Source organism: Serratia sp. CY31944, from assembly GCF_052169175.1.
GTDB lineage: Bacteria > Pseudomonadota > Gammaproteobacteria > Enterobacterales > Enterobacteriaceae > Serratia > Serratia sarumanii.
On the sequence record NZ_JBJNLG010000017.1, the window covers coordinates 123999 to 138595 of the forward strand.

Sequence of the window (14597 nt, forward strand, 5' to 3'; positions counted from 1 at the left end):
ATGGCTGTTGAAGATACCCAACCCCTTATCAGTCATCTGATAGAGCTGCGCAAGCGGCTGTTGAACTCGATTATTTGCGTGCTGGCGGTGTTCGTGGTGCTGGTGTTTTTCGCCAACGACATCTACCAGCTGGTTTCTGCACCGCTGCTCAAACAGCTGCCGGCCGGGGCGAGCATGATCGCCACCGACGTGGCGTCACCGTTCTTTACGCCGATCAAGCTGACCATGATCGTCTCGGTGTTCGTCTCCGCGCCGATGATTCTGTATCAGGTGTGGGCATTCATCGCGCCGGCTCTGTACAAGCATGAACGCCGCCTGATGATGCCGCTGCTGGTGTCCAGCAGCCTGCTGTTCTACCTCGGCATGGCCTTCGCCTACTTCATCGTGTTCCCGCTGGCCTTCGGCTTCTTTGCCAAGACCGCGCCGATGGGGGTGACCATTGCGACCGACATTAAAAACTACCTCGATTTCGTCATGGCGCTGTTTATGGCGTTCGGCGTTGCCTTCGAAGTGCCGGTCGCCATCATTCTGCTGTGCTGGAGTGGCGTCACCTCGCCGGAAGATCTGAAGAAGAAACGGCCGTATGTATTGGTCGGCGCGTTTGTGGTCGGCATGCTGTTGACGCCGCCGGACGTGTTCTCGCAAACCCTGTTGGCAATACCGATGTATCTGCTGTTTGAAGTGGGGGTATTCTTCGCTCGCTTCTATACCGGCAAGCGTCGTCCGCAAGCGGAAGAAGAAGACGAGGGTGACGAACCCCCAGCACCCTGATCCACATTGATTGCGAAGCCGCCCATTGGGCGGCTTTTGCTTTGGAAAAAACCATGTTTGATATCGGCGTTAATCTCACCAGCAGCCAATTCGCCAAAGATCGCCAGGCGGTGGTGGAACGCGCCCGCGCCGCGGGCGTGACGGGGATGTTGATTACCGGCACCGATCTGGCGGAGAGCCGCGAGGCCGCCGAACTGGCGCGGCAACATGCGGGCTACTGTTGGTCTAGCGCCGGCGTGCATCCGCACTACGCCAGCGGCTGGGATGAACACACCGCCGAGCAGATTTATGCGTTGGCCGCGCGCCCTGAAGTGGCGGCGATCGGCGAATGCGGCCTGGATTTCAACCGCAATTTCTCGACGCCCGCGCAGCAGGAAGCGGCGTTCACCGCGCAACTGGCGCTGGCGGCGGAGTTGGCGCTGCCGGTGTTTCTTCATTGCCGCGACGCACACGCACGTTTTGCCGAGCTACTGACGCCGTGGTTGGATAAACTGCCCGCGTCCGTGGTGCACTGCTTCACCGGCACCGCCGAAGAATTAACCCGCTGCCTGTCGCTGGGCCTGTCGATCGGGATTACCGGTTGGGTCTGCGACGAGCGGCGCGGCCTGGAATTGCGCGCCCTGTTGCCGCAGATCCCGGCCGAGCGTCTGCTGCTGGAAACTGACGCCCCTTATCTGTTGCCCCGGGATTTACAGCCTAAACCCGCATCTCGCCGCAACGAACCCTGTTTCCTGCCCCATATCGTGCATCAGGTCGCCGTCTGGCGACAGGAAGAGCCGCAATGGCTGGGGCAAAAAACCGATGAGAACGCCCGCCGGCTATTCCGGCTGGTTTGAGCTAGGAGAAAACTATGAGCTATGCATTTCCGGGCACCTTCCCTGGTCGCCGTATGCGCCGCGTGCGCCGTCATGACTTCAGCCGCCGCCTGGTGGCCGAGAACCAACTGACGGTCAACGACCTGATTTATCCGGTGTTTGTCATGGAAGGCAGCAACCGTCAGGAAGAAGTGGCCTCGATGCCGGGCGTATCGCGCATGACGATCGATCTGCTGGTCAAGGAAGCGGAAACCATCGCCAAACTCGGCGTGCCGGTGATCTCCCTGTTCCCGGTGATTGAGCCAGGTCTGAAATCGCTGCATGCGGAAGAAGCCTATAACCCGGAAGGGCTGGTGCAGCGCACGGTGCGCGCGCTGAAAGACGCGGTGCCTGAGCTGGGCATTCTGACTGACGTAGCGCTCGATCCCTACACCACGCACGGGCAGGATGGGGTAATCGATGAGCAGGGTTATGTGATTAACGACGTGACCAAAGACATCCTGGTGCGTCAGGCGCTTTCCCATGCCGAAGCGGGCGCGGAAATCGTGGCGCCGAGTGACATGATGGACGGCCGCATCGGGGCGATCCGCGATCGTCTGGAATTACAGGGTCTGGTGAACACCCAGATTATGGCCTACTCCGCCAAGTATGCTTCCTGTTACTACGGCCCGTTCCGCGATGCGCTGGGTTCCAGCGGCAATCTGAAGGGTGGCAACAAGAAGACCTATCAGATGGATCCGGCCAACAGCGATGAAGCGCTGCAGGAGATTGCACAGGATCTGCAGGAAGGCGCGGATATGGTGATGGTGAAACCGGGCATGCCGTACCTCGACGTTGTGCGCCGCGTGAAGGATACTTTCGGCGTGCCAACCTTCGCTTATCAGGTGTCCGGCGAGTACGCCATGCATATGGCGGCGATTCAGAACGGCTGGCTGCAGGAGCAGCCTGCGGTGATGGAGTCGTTGATGTGCTTCAAACGCGCCGGCGCCGACGGCGTGTTGACCTACTTCGCCAAGCGTGTCGCACAGTGGCTGCATGACGATGCGTCGCGTCGCTAAGCGTGAAATGAGCCAACAAAAAGGCGCCTGAGGGCGCCTTTTGCATTACATCTTCTGGAACTGTCGGTTGTCGATGCTTTGGCTGACCTGTTTGTTGATCAGGTTGAGCAACAGCATTGAGCGGGCCTCGCCGTCCGGCTCGGTGTAGATCGCCTGCAGCCCTTCGAACACGCCGTCGACGATCAGGACGGTATCCCCCGGCTGCGGGGTTTCCGGATCGATATAGGTTTCGCTGGCGTGCGTGCGCAGCTCATCGATCACCTTGCTCGGGATGACGCTCGGCAGCGCGCCGAAGCGCACGAAGTGGCTGACGCCGCGGGTGGCGCTGATGGTGGTGGTGTGAATGCGCTCCGGGTCGAACTCCACAAACAGATAGTTGGGAAACAGGGGTTCGCTGACCGCGATACGCTTGCCGCGCACGATCTTTTCCAGCGTGATGATCGGGCTGAGGCAGTTTACCTGCTGCCGTTCCAGATGTTCCTGCGCCCGCAACAGCTGACCGCGTTTGCAATAAAGTAGATACCAGGATTCCATAATTTCACATGCCTTTCTGCCAGCCGGTAAGCATATCAAAAGCGCTTCCGGATACATAGTGATGCAAGTTTCAGCGTGTAACATCACCTATCTCTATGAATATGCGGCTATTAGCGAGGGGTCACACACTTATCGATACGGCGCTGGTATAACAGAGGGCTAAAAATTTGTTACCGTCACAGTATGGCAAGGCGTTGCGCTACCGGCTGTGACGCTATTCATCGTTTTTGACCGAGGGAAAGATAAATGGAGCTGTTTCTGTTGAGCAACGGCAAGCTGTCTGGCGAAGCCGAGCTGCTGGGGTATGCCAAAAGCCAACTGCTGGCGATGATTGCGCGTCGCGGCATCAAATCCGCCGTCTTTATTCCTTATGCGCTGATCCGTTACGACTACGACCAGCGTGCGCAGGAGCTGGCGCAAACGCTGGGTATCGAAGTCATCAGCATTCATCACGCCGCTTCGCCGGCGGCGGCGATCGCGCAGGCGGAGTGCATTTTGGTCAGCGGCGGCAATACCTGGTTGCTGAACCAAATGCTGCACGAGCAAGGCCTGATCGTGCCCATCCAGCGCGCGGTGCGCGAGCGTGAAGTGCCTTACGTCGGCTGGAGCGCCGGTTGCAACGTGGCCACGCCGAGCATTCGCACCACCAATGATATGCCGGTGCGCTGCAGCGTGGTGCTGCCGGCGCTGGGGCTGTTCCCGGTGCAAATCAACCCGCATTACATCGACGCGCATATCAGCGGCCACATGGGCGAAACCCGTGACGAGCGCCTGGCGGAGTTCTGCGCGATCAACCCGAGCGAATCGGTGGTGGCGTTGCGTGAAGGCAGCCTGCTGCATGTTGAAGGCAACGAGCTGCGTTACTTCAGCGCCAACGGGCAGGGCTTCAAGGTGTTCCGCCACGGCGAGGAGACGCGCGAATATCAGGATACGCGTGCGCTGGCTGCGCTGGTGCCGTTCAACTGCGGCTGAGGGCTACCCGATGGCGGGCGGCGTTAACAAAATTGCAGCAACAACCGTGAAGAGGGCTTATAATGCCCTCCCCACTGGCCGTTATAATGATCAGCATGAAATACCGTGACTTACGCGATTTCCTCTCGTTGCTGGAGAAGAGAGGGGAACTAAAACGCATCAGCCAGCCGATCGATCCTTACCTGGAAATGACGGAGATTGCCGATCGCACCCTGCGGGCGGGCGGCCCGGCATTGCTGTTTGAAAACCCGAAAGGCTACGACATGCCGGTACTGTGCAACCTGTTCGGCACCGCCAATCGCGTAGCGATGGGCATGGGGCAGGAAGACATCAGCGCGCTGCGCGAAGTCGGCAAACTGCTGGCGTTCCTCAAAGAGCCGGAGCCGCCGAAAGGCTTCCGCGATCTGTTCGATAAAATGCCGAAGTTCAAGCAGGTGCTGAACATGCCGACCAAGGTGCTGGGATCCGCGCCTTGTCAGGAGCAGGTATGGCAGGGCGAGGACGTCGATCTGGGCCGTATTCCGGTGATGCACTGCTGGCCGGAAGACGCCGCGCCGCTGATCACCTGGGGGCTGACGGTGACCCGCGGCCCGCATAAGGAACGGCAAAATCTCGGCATCTATCGCCAGCAGGTGCTGGGCAAGAATAAAGTGATCATGCGCTGGCTGTCGCATCGCGGCGGCGCGCTGGATTATCAGGAGTGGTGCCAGGCGCACCCCGGCGAGCGTTTCCCGGTTGCGGTGGCGCTGGGCGCCGATCCCGCCACCATCCTCGGCGCGGTGACGCCGGTGCCGGATACCCTGTCTGAATACGCTTTTGCCGGGCTGCTGCGCGGCAATAAAACCGAAGTGGTCAAGTGCCTTTCCAACGATCTGGAAGTGCCCGCCAGCGCTGAAATCGTGCTGGAAGGTTATATCGAGCCGGGTGAAATGGCGCCGGAAGGTCCCTACGGCGACCACACCGGTTACTACAATGAAATCGACCAGTTCCCGGTGTTCACCGTCACCCACATCACCCAGCGCCGCAACGCGATCTACCACTCGACCTACACCGGCCGCCCGCCGGATGAGCCGGCGATCCTGGGCGTGGCATTGAATGAAGTGTTCGTGCCGATTCTGCAAAAGCAGTTCCCGGAAATCGTCGATTTCTATCTGCCGCCGGAAGGGTGCTCGTACCGCCTGGCGGTAGTGACCATGAAGAAACAGTACGCCGGCCACGCTAAACGCGTGATGATGGGCGTCTGGTCGTTCCTGCGGCAGTTTATGTACACCAAATTTGTTATCGTCTGCGATGACGACGTCAATGCGCGCGACTGGAACGACGTAATTTGGGCGATCACCACACGAATGGATCCGGCAAGGGATACCGTTCTGGTGGAGAATACGCCGATCGACTATCTGGACTTCGCCTCACCGGTTTCCGGCCTGGGTTCGAAGATGGGGCTGGACGCCACCAATAAATGGCCGGGTGAAACCGATCGCGAATGGGGCCGTCCGATTCAGATGGATGAAAAGGTACGTGCGCGCGTCGACGAAATCTGGGATGAGCTCGCAATCTTCAGTGACAGGGAACCGACGCTGTAGCGTCAGGCCCTGTTCTCAGCTTTGCATTGATGACCCGACAGAGGGAACGCATGACAATATTGAGCTGTAAAGTGACCTCGGTAGAGGCCATTACCGATACGGTTTATCGGGTACGTCTGGTGCCCGAGCAGCCGTTTTCTTTCAAGGCAGGGCAATATCTGATGGTGGTGATGGACGAGCGCGACAAGCGCCCGTTCTCGCTGGCATCAACCCCGACGCAGCAAGATTATATCGAGCTGCACATCGGCGCTTCGGAGCTGAATCTGTACGCTATGGCGGTGATGGATCGCATCCTGAAAGAGCAGGCGATCACCGTCGACGTGCCGCACGGCGATGCCTGGCTGCGGGAAGAGGGTAGCCGTCCGCTGGTGCTGATCGCCGGCGGCACCGGTTTCTCTTATGCGCGTTCAATCCTGTTGACCGCGTTGGAGCAGCAGCCCGATCGCGATATTTCTATCTACTGGGGCGGGCGTGAGCTGAAGCACCTGTACGATCTGAGCGAGCTGGAAGCGCTGTCGTTGCAGCATCCGAATCTGAAGGTGATCCCGGTGGTCGAGCAGCCGGAAGCCGAATGGCGCGGCCGCAACGGCACCGTGCTCAGCGCGGTGCTGCAGGATTTCGGCACGCTGGCGGAGCACGACATCTATATCGCCGGGCGTTTCGAGATGGCGAAAATCGCCCGTGAGCGTTTCTGCGCCGAGCGCGGCGCGCTGGAAGCGCATATGTTCGGTGACGCGTTTTCGTTTATCTGACCGATGCGATGCGCAGTGAACGGGGTGGCCGAGGGTCGCCCCGTTTTTATTTGGGCGCCGGCAAACGTCAGGCATAAAAAACCCGCCCCTGACAGGCGGGAAGAACGGCAACTAAACTTGGCGGGATGCCGCGATTTGAAGTGGTGACGCGGTCATCCCAAGATAGACACAGCTAAACGCGTTCAAAGACGGTGGCGATGCCCTGGCCCAGGCCGATGCACATGGTCGCCAGGCCGAACTGCGCGTCGCGACGTTCCATGTTGTTCAACAGGGTGGTCGAGATGCGGGAGCCTGAACACCCCAGCGGGTGGCCGAGCGCGATGGCGCCGCCGTTCAGGTTGATCTTGTCGTCGATGCTGTCCATCAGCCCCAGATCCTTGATGCACGGCAGCGACTGGGCGGCGAACGCTTCGTTCAGCTCGAACAGATCGATGTCCTGCACGCTCAGACCGGCGCGTTTCAGCGCCAGCTTGCTGGCCGGCACCGGGCCGTAACCCATGATGGAAGGATCGCAGCCGACGACCGCCATCGAGCGGATGCGGGCGCGCGCCTTCAAACCGAGCGCTTTGGCGCGCGATTCGCTCATCAGCAGCATGGCGGAAGCGCCGTCCGACAGGGCGGAAGAACTGCCGGCGGTGACGGTGCCGTTGACCGGATCGAACGCCGGGCGCAGGGCCGACAGGCTTTCGACAGTGGTTTCCGGGCGAATGACTTCATCGAAATCGTAACGGGTCAGCACGCCATCGGCGTCGTGACCGTTGGTCGGTATGATCTCGTTTTTGAAGTAACCCGCCAGCGTCGCCGCATGCGCGCGCTGGTGGGAGCGGGCGGCGAACTCATCCTGCATCTGGCGGCTGATGTTGTGCATCTTGGCCAGCATTTCGGCGGTCAGCCCCATCATCCCGGCGGCTTTGGCCACGCTGCGGCTCAGCCCCGGATGGAAGTCCACGCCGTGGTTCATCGGCACATGGCCCATGTGTTCCACGCCGCCGATCAGGCTGACGTGTGCGTCGCCAACCATGATGGCGCGCGCCGCGTCGTGCAGCGCCTGCATCGAAGAGCCGCACAGGCGGTTGACGGTCACCGCCGGCACGCGGTGCGGGATCTCGGCCAGCAGCGCGGCGTTGCGGGCGATGTTGAAGCCTTGTTCCAGCGTCTGCTGTACGCAGCCCCAGTAAATGTCATCGATCTCGGCGGCGTCCAGCGCCGGGTTGCGGCTCAGCACTTCACGCATCAGGTGAGCGGAGAGATCTTCGGCGCGCACCTGGCGGAAGGCGCCGCCCTTGGAGCGGCCCATCGGCGTGCGTACGGCATCAACAATAACTACGTTTTCCATCTTTATGACCTCATGCCGGTTGGCGGGTAGCGACGTCGGACAGCGGTGTCGCCACCGGGTAGTAGCTTTCATTGCGTTCGGCCTTGGCGCGCAGACCGGCCGGCACCTGATACAGGGCGCCGAGGTGTGCGTAACGCTGGGCCAGCTCAACGTAGTTGGCGGTGCCGAGCGTATCCAGGTAGCGGAATGCGCCGCCGTGGAACGGAGGGAAGCCGATGCCGTAGACCAGCGCCATATCGGCTTCCGCCGGGCTGGCGACGATCTTCTCTTCCAGGCAGCGAACCACTTCGTTGATCATCGGGATCATCATGCGCGCGATGATTTCTTCGTCGCTGATGGTTTGGCGCGGTTGGCTCACTTCGGCCAGCAGCGCATCGGTCTGCTCGTCGTTGTCCTTGCGCGGCTTGCCTTTGCTGTCCTGGCTATAGCGGTAGAAGCCCAGCTGATTTTTTTGACCGAAGCGCTGGTTGTCGAACATCACGTCAATGGCGTCGCGGTAGTCTTTGCTCATGCGATCCGGGAAGCCGGCGGCCATTACCGCCTGCGCATGATGCGCGGTGTCGATGCCCACGACGTCGAGCAGGTAGGCCGGGCCCATCGGCCAGCCGAACTGTTTTTCCATCACTTTATCGATCTGACGGAAGTCGGCGCCGTCGCGCAGCAGCAGGCTGAAGCCGGCGAAATACGGGAACAGCACGCGGTTGACGAAGAAGCCCGGGCAGTCGTTCACCACGATTGGCGTTTTGCCCATGCGGCTGGCGTAGGCCACCACTTTGGCGATGGTGTCATCGCTGGTCTGTTCGCCGCGGATGATTTCAACCAGCGGCATGCGGTGTACCGGGTTAAAGAAGTGCATGCCGCAGAAGTTTTGCGGGCGCTTCAGCGATTTTGCCAGATGATTAATCGGAATGGTCGAGGTGTTCGACGCCAGAACGGTGTCCTCACCGATCAGGGTTTCCACTTCCGACAGCACGGCGGCTTTGACTTTCGGGTTCTCGACAACCGCTTCGACGATCACCTGCGCGCGTTCGATACCAGCGTAGTCCAGCGTCGGCTGAATGGTCGACAGCACCTGTGCCATTTTCAGGCCATCCAGCTTGCCGCGTTCCAGTTGCTTATTGAGCAGCTTGGCCGCTTCGCTCATGCCCAGCGTCAGTGACTTGTCGCTGATGTCTTTCATGATCACCGGCACGCCTTTCAGCGCCGATTGGTAAGCGATGCCGCCGCCCATGATGCCGGCGCCCAGCACCGCCGCCTGTTTCGGCGCATCCACATTCTTGGCCAGCTTTTTCGCCTGGCCCTTCACGAACTGATCGTTGAGGAAGATGCCGACCAGCGCGCGCGCTTCGTTGGAACGCGCCAACGGCACGAAGCTGGCGGTTTCCAGTTGCAGCGCTTCATCGCGGCCAAGCTTGGCGGCGGCTTCAATGGTTTTCACCGCGGTCATCGGCGCCGGGTAATGTTTACCGGCGGTCTGCAGCACCATGCCTTTGGCGGTGGTGAAGCTCATCGCCGCTTCAATCGGGCTGAGTTTCAGCGGCTCCAGCTTAGGTTGACGCGCGGCGCGCCAGTCCAGCTTGCCGTCGATCGCCTGTTGCAGCATGTTGAGCGCCGCTTCGGCCAGTTTTTCCGGTGCCACCACCGCATCCACCAGGCCGACTTTCAGCGCCTCTTTGGCGCTGACGTCTTTGCCGGCGGCGATGATTTCCAGCGCGCTGTCGTTACCCAGCAGGCGCGGCAGGCGGACGGAACCGCCGAAGCCCGGCATGATGCCCAATTTGGTTTCCGGCAGGCCAATGCGCGCGTCCGGTGAGGCGACGCGGAAATCGGTCGCCAGAATGCATTCGCAACCGCCGCCGAGCGCATAGCCGTTAATGGCCGAAATGGTCGGCACCGGCAAATCTTCCAGTCGGTTAAAGACGTTGTTGGCGAACACCAGCCACTCTTGCAGCTTTTCAGCCGGTGCGGCGAACAGAGAAAGGAATTCGGTGATATCGGCGCCGACGATAAACGCGGCTTTGGAGGAACGCAGCAGCAGCCCTTTCAGCTCAGGCTGGTTTTCCAGCACGGTGAGCGCTTCGCCCAGGCTGGCTACGGTGCGGGTGTCCAGCTTGTTGACCGAGCCCGGTGCGTTGAACACCAGCTCGGCGATGCCGTTATCGAGCCAGTGCAGTTGTAATGTTTCGCCTTGGTAGAGCATGTCTATCTCCTGAATCAGCGTATGATCTGGTATGACCAGATGATGAGGAGTGTGGTTTTTATGTTAAAAATATGCAAATGAGAGATTGCATATTTGCTGGTCTGATCACATCTCACCAAGTTAGCGTTTTGATTTAAAACGAAGTTATATTTTATGTGCTATCGGCATTTGCTGGCGGTTGTCGGCCTTCATACACTTGCCAGCGGCGATTTATCATTCAGGCGAGGTTAGGCATGAATAAGGCGGCTGGGGTCATGGCGACGACGATGCAGGGCTGACGATGGCACTCGGCTGGCTAAGGTTAAACTGCGGATGTAACGGCATTTGCCGGGAATTGCGAGCTGCTCCGCATGCCCAACGCGATGAGGTTGGTGCGCCGGAGCGCTGTGTTAAGATGACTTCTTTCGTGCTAAGGCATAAGGGTAATGTGATGGAAACGCTGGCTTCTTTGTATAACGACCACCTGGCAGAGCTGCAAAAACGCGCGCGCGAAGTGCTGGAGCGCAACAAGTTGGATGCGCTGCTGATTCACTCCGGTGAACTGCAAAAGGTATTTTTGGACGACCATAGCTATCCGTTCAAAGTGAACGCGCATTTCAAAGCCTGGGTGCCGGTGACGTCGGTGCCGAACTGCTGGTTGTGGATTGATGGCGTCAACAAGCCAAAGCTATGGTTCTACTCCCCGGTCGACTACTGGCACAGTGTAGAGCCGCTGCCGGACAGTTTCTGGACCAAATCCCTTGAATTGATGCCGCTGGCCAACGCCGACGCTATCGCCCAGCAGCTTCCGCCGCAGCGCGAGCGCGTGGGCTATATCGGTTATGCGCAACAGCGCGCCCGCGATCTCGGCATCCCTTCGGAAAACATCAACCCGAAAGCGGTGTTGAACTACCTGGATTTCCACCGTTCGATCAAAACCGGCTATGAGCTGGCCTGCATGCGCGAAGCGCAGAAGACGGCGGTAACCGGCCATCGTGCGGCGCATGAAGCCTTCCTCTCCGGCATGAGCGAGTTCGACATCAATCTGGCCTACCTCACGGCGACAGGCCACCGCGATACCGACGTGCCTTACGACAACATCGTGGCGCTGAACGAACACGCTTCGGTACTGCACTACACCAAGCTGGATCATCAGCCGCCGGCCGAATCCCTGAGTTTCCTGATCGACGCCGGCGCGGAATACAACGGCTACGCCGCCGATCTGACGCGCACCTACGCAGCGCAAAGCGGCAGCGAATTCGCCCATCTGGTGAAAGATCTCAACGGTGAACAGCTGGCGCTGATCGACACTATCAAAACCGGCGTGCGCTATACCGACTACCATGTGCAGATGCACCAGCGCATCGCCAAGCTGCTCAAGAATCACAAGCTGGTGAACGGCCTCAGCGAAGAGGCGATGGTTGAAACGGGCATCACCACGCCGTTCCTGCCGCACGGGCTGGGCCACCCGCTGGGCCTGCAGGTGCACGACGCCGCCGGCTTTATGCAGGACGAGCAAGGCACCCATCTGGCGGCGCCGGCCAAGTATCCGTTCCTGCGTTGCACCCGCGTGTTGCAGCCGGGCATGGTATTGACCATCGAGCCGGGTCTGTACTTCATCGAGTCTCTGTTGGCGCCGTGGCGCAGCGGTGAGTTCAAGCAGCACTTCGCCTGGGATCGCATCGATGCGCTGAAGCCGTATGGCGGCATCCGTATCGAAGACAACATCGTGATCCACGAAAAGCGCATCGAGAACATGACGCGCGATCTGAACCTGGCCTGATGCGGCCGTATCCGATACCGGCGGAAGCAACCTGCTTTACCGAAGAAATAAAGAAGAGCCGTTTTATCACCCTGCTGGCGCCGACCAGCGGGGTAGAAGCGGCAAAGACGTTTATTCAGCAGGTGCGGGACGAGCACCCGGCGGCGAGGCACCATTGTTGGGCCTTCGTCGCCGGCAGCCCCGATGACTCGCAGCAGCTGGGATTCTCCGACGACGGAGAGCCGTCGGGTACCGCCGGCAAACCGATCCTCGCGCAGCTCATGGGCAGCGGCATCGGGGAAGTGACCGCCGTGGTCGTTCGTTACTACGGCGGCGTCAAGTTGGGCACCGGCGGATTGGTGAAAGCCTATGGCAACGGTGTTCAACAGGCGTTGAAGCAGCTGGCGTTGGCTCAAAAGGTGCCGGAAGCCGAATATATCTTGCAGTGCGACTATGCGCAGTTGGCGTTGGTGGAGAACTTGCTGCAGCAAACCGCAGGTCGGATCCTGCAGGGTGAATACGGCGCCGCCGTCGTGCTGCATCTGGCGTTGCCGGCCACCGAGGTCGAGCTGTTTGGGAATAAATTGCGTGATCTTAGTCGCGGTAATTTGCAATTAACCCCCATTTCGCAATAATTCCTCCCAATTGAATTGCTAAGGATCGTGCTGAAATGCATTTTCGCGCCATAACCCGTATCGTTGGTCTGCTGGTCATCCTGTTCTCCGGGACGATGTTTATTCCCGGCCTGGTGGCATTGATTTACCGCGATGGGGCGGGGCGCGCGTTCAGCCAAACCTTCTTCGTGGCGCTGACCATCGGTCTGATGCTGTGGTGGCCGAACCGCAAACAGAAACACGAACTGAAACCCCGCGAAGGCTTCCTGATCGTCGTGCTGTTCTGGACCGTGCTGGGCAGCGTGGGGGCATTGCCGTTCCTGTTTTCTGAACGGCCCAACTTGTCGCTGACCGACGCCTTCTTTGAATCCTTCTCGGGGCTGACGACCACCGGTGCGACGACGCTGGTGGGACTGGATTCGCTGCCGAAGGCCATTCTGTTCTATCGCCAAATGCTGCAATGGATGGGCGGCATGGGGATCATCGTGTTGGCGGTGGCGATACTGCCGATACTCGGCGTCGGCGGCATGCAGCTGTATCGGGCGGAAATGCCCGGGCCGCTGAAAGATAACAAGATGCGCCCGCGCATCGCCGAAACAGCCAAAACCCTGTGGCTAATCTATGTGTTGCTGACCGTAGCCTGTGCGCTGGCGCTCTGGGGAGCAGGAATGTCGGTGTTCGATGCCATCGGCCACAGTTTCTCGACCATCGCCATCGGCGGCTTTTCTACCCACGACGCCAGTATCGGTTATTACGCCAGTCCGACCATCAACACCATCATCGCCGTGTTCCTGCTGATTTCCGGCTGTAACTACGGCCTGCACTTCGCTTTGCTCAGCGGCCGCAGTCTGAAGGTATACGGGCGCGATCCTGAATTCCGCATGTTCATCTTCGTCCAGCTGACGCTGGTGGTGGTGTGCACGTTGGTGCTCTGGGGACATGGCGTCTATAAGAGCGGTATGGAAACGCTCAATCAGGCGTTCTTCCAGGTAGTATCGATGGCGACCACGGCCGGTTTTACGACCGACAGCATCGCCAAGTGGCCGCTGTTCCTGCCGATGCTGTTGTTGTGTTCGGCATTCATCGGCGGCTGCGCCGGCTCGACCGGCGGCGGCCTGAAGGTGATCCGTATTCTGCTGTTGTACCTGCAGGGCTCGCGCGAGTTGAAAAGGCTGGTGCACCCTAACGCGGTCTATACCATCAAATTGGGCAACCGCGCGCTGCCGGAACGCATTCTGGAGGCGGTGTGGGGATTTTTCTCCGCCTATGCGCTGGTGTTTATCGTCAGCATGCTGGCGATCATTGCTACCGGCGTTGATGATTTCTCCGCGTTTGCCGCAGTGACGGCAACGCTGAATAACCTCGGCCCCGGCCTGGGCGTAGTGGCGGATAACTTCACCACGATGCCGGCGGCGGCCAAGTGGATCCTGGTGGTGACGATGCTGTTTGGGCGCCTGGAAGTGTTTACATTGCTGGTGCTGTTTACGCCAACCTTCTGGCGTGAGTGAGCCTGATATAAGGAGTACGCCATGAAGGCATTGATACTTTATTCGAGCCGTGACGGGCAAACACGTGCTATCGCTTCTTATATAGCAAGCAAATTGCAGGATACGCTGCGCTGTGAGGTGATCGATCTGCTGCAGGCGGAACAGGTCGACCTTAATCAGTATCAGCTGGTGATGATCGGTGCTTCTATCCGTTACGGGCACTTTAACCCGGCGCTGGATAAATTCGTCAAACGTCATGCCGAGCAGCTGAATCGAATGCCGAGCGCGTTCTTTGCCGTGAACCTGACGGCGCGCAAACCGGAAAAGCGCTCGCCGCAAACCAACGCTTATACCCGCAAGTTTCTGCTGACCTCGCCGTGGCAGCCAAAACAGTGCGCGGTGTTTGCCGGCGCATTGCGTTATCCGCGCTATCGCTGGTTCGACCGCATCATGATTCAATTTATTATGCGTATGACGGGTGGTGAAACGGATACCAGTAAGGAAGTGGAGTACACCGATTGGCAGCAGGTCGATCGTTTCGCCCAGGAATTTAGCCATATCCCGTACGAAAAGTGACAAAAACGCGGGTTTGGCCAGCGTTTTGCCGAAAAAATCCGCGCTTGAAAAGTTTTTTGCATTTAGGGGTTGCGGCCTGCCGAGAACTCCCTATAATGCGCCTCCACTGACCGGGAACAACGACTGACAAGCCGCCGGGTCAGCGAGAAGACAGCGAA

Annotated in this window: 13 protein-coding genes; 10 read left to right on the top strand and 3 right to left on the bottom strand. The window is 59.4% G+C overall.

Annotated features, from left to right (window positions below):
* Genes tatC through hemB form a run of 3 tightly spaced genes read left to right on the top strand, consistent with a single transcriptional unit; the run spans window position 1 to window position 2644 of the window.
* Window positions 1-771, top strand: a complete 771-nt coding sequence (tatC, locus tag ACJ8IN_RS17825; protein WP_004934456.1) for a Sec-independent protein translocase subunit TatC — start codon at window positions 1-3, stop codon at window positions 769-771.
* Between the two features lie 53 nt (window positions 772-824).
* Window positions 825-1607, top strand: a complete 783-nt coding sequence (tatD, locus tag ACJ8IN_RS17830) for a 3'-5' ssDNA/RNA exonuclease TatD (protein WP_308325349.1) — start codon at window positions 825-827, stop codon at window positions 1605-1607.
* A 14-nt stretch (window positions 1608-1621) separates the two neighbouring features.
* Window positions 1622-2644: a porphobilinogen synthase gene (hemB, locus tag ACJ8IN_RS17835; protein ID WP_060425118.1), complete on the top strand. Its 1023-nt coding sequence runs from the start codon at window positions 1622-1624 to the stop codon at window positions 2642-2644.
* 45 nt (window positions 2645-2689) lie between these two features.
* On the opposite strand, the gene rfaH is transcribed toward hemB, so the two are convergent.
* A complete protein-coding gene (rfaH, locus tag ACJ8IN_RS17840) occupies window positions 2690-3178 on the bottom strand; it encodes a transcription/translation regulatory transformer protein RfaH (protein WP_060425117.1) in 489 nt (162 codons plus the stop codon).
* Between the two features lie 246 nt (window positions 3179-3424).
* Here rfaH and pepE point away from each other — a divergent pair, with 246 nt between their 5' ends.
* The 3 genes from pepE (at window position 3425) to fre (ending at window position 6485) form a co-directional block, all read left to right on the top strand.
* Entirely contained in the window at window positions 3425-4150 is a 726-nt protein-coding gene (gene pepE / locus ACJ8IN_RS17845; protein ID WP_039568041.1) for a dipeptidase PepE, read from the top strand.
* 86 nt (window positions 4151-4236) lie between these two features.
* Window positions 4237-5733, top strand: a complete 1497-nt coding sequence (ubiD, locus tag ACJ8IN_RS17850; RefSeq protein WP_025304926.1) for a 4-hydroxy-3-polyprenylbenzoate decarboxylase — start codon at window positions 4237-4239, stop codon at window positions 5731-5733.
* A 50-nt stretch (window positions 5734-5783) separates the two neighbouring features.
* The gene (fre, locus tag ACJ8IN_RS17855; RefSeq protein WP_308325351.1) at window positions 5784-6485 is read left to right on the top strand and encodes an NAD(P)H-flavin reductase; all 702 of its coding nucleotides are present in this window, start codon (window positions 5784-5786) and stop codon (window positions 6483-6485) included.
* 172 nt (window positions 6486-6657) lie between these two features.
* On the opposite strand, the gene fadA is transcribed toward fre, so the two are convergent.
* Both fadA and fadB read right to left on the bottom strand, forming a co-directional pair.
* A complete protein-coding gene (gene fadA, locus ACJ8IN_RS17860) occupies window positions 6658-7821 on the bottom strand; it encodes an acetyl-CoA C-acyltransferase FadA (RefSeq protein WP_025304928.1) in 1164 nt (387 codons plus the stop codon).
* A 10-nt stretch (window positions 7822-7831) separates the two neighbouring features.
* A complete protein-coding gene (gene fadB / locus ACJ8IN_RS17865; RefSeq protein WP_060425114.1) occupies window positions 7832-10021 on the bottom strand; it encodes a fatty acid oxidation complex subunit alpha FadB in 2190 nt (729 codons plus the stop codon).
* Between the two features lie 430 nt (window positions 10022-10451).
* Between fadB and pepQ the strand changes: the two genes are divergently transcribed.
* From pepQ to hemG, 4 genes are read left to right on the top strand one after another with little or no spacing between them, the layout of a single operon-like run.
* Window positions 10452-11783, top strand: a complete 1332-nt coding sequence (gene pepQ / locus ACJ8IN_RS17870; protein WP_033649681.1) for a Xaa-Pro dipeptidase — start codon at window positions 10452-10454, stop codon at window positions 11781-11783.
* The gene (locus ACJ8IN_RS17875) at window positions 11783-12397 is read left to right on the top strand and encodes an IMPACT family protein (protein ID WP_033649682.1); all 615 of its coding nucleotides are present in this window, start codon (window positions 11783-11785) and stop codon (window positions 12395-12397) included. Before pepQ ends, ACJ8IN_RS17875 begins: the two co-directional genes overlap by 1 nt.
* Window positions 12398-12432: 35 nt before the next feature.
* The gene (gene trkH / locus ACJ8IN_RS17880; protein ID WP_004934492.1) at window positions 12433-13884 is read left to right on the top strand and encodes a Trk system potassium transporter TrkH; all 1452 of its coding nucleotides are present in this window, start codon (window positions 12433-12435) and stop codon (window positions 13882-13884) included.
* 21 nt (window positions 13885-13905) lie between these two features.
* Window positions 13906-14439, top strand: a complete 534-nt coding sequence (gene hemG, locus ACJ8IN_RS17885; RefSeq protein WP_039568028.1) for a menaquinone-dependent protoporphyrinogen IX dehydrogenase — start codon at window positions 13906-13908, stop codon at window positions 14437-14439.
* The last annotated feature ends 158 nt before the right edge of the window (window positions 14440-14597 follow it).